The sequence below is a fragment of the Mycobacterium angelicum genome (assembly GCF_002086155.1).
In the GTDB taxonomy this organism is placed as follows: domain Bacteria; phylum Actinomycetota; class Actinomycetes; order Mycobacteriales; family Mycobacteriaceae; genus Mycobacterium; species Mycobacterium angelicum.
On sequence record NZ_MVHE01000378.1, the window covers coordinates 1 to 287 of the forward strand.

Below are 287 nucleotides of genomic sequence, written 5' to 3' on the forward strand. Positions count from 1 at the left end.
GGATTCCCAGTCGCGGCGCGAGGAGGCTTACATGCCCTGCGCTCGGGCTGCCGCATGCGCTCCGGCGCGACGCCCGAAAAACGACCCCTCACCCAGCTGGGTCCCGCTGGCATATCCCTTGCCGTCCTGGGCGATATTGGACGCGCATGCCCCGACCGCGTACAGGCCGGCCACCACCGCGCCGTCGTCGCGCAGTACTTGACCGTCCACCGACGTGGCCAGCCCGCCCAGAGTGAATCCGGCATACATCGCCTTGCCCAGCGACATGTCGAACGCCCCCCACGGCC

At 69.7% G+C, this 287-nt stretch carries 1 protein-coding gene; it reads right to left on the reverse strand.

From position 1 onward, the window contains the following. Positions 1-27 precede the first annotated feature (27 nt). On the reverse strand, positions 28-287 hold a 260-nt coding region (locus BST12_RS29875; RefSeq protein ID WP_139802123.1), incomplete at its 5' end, for an FAD-binding protein.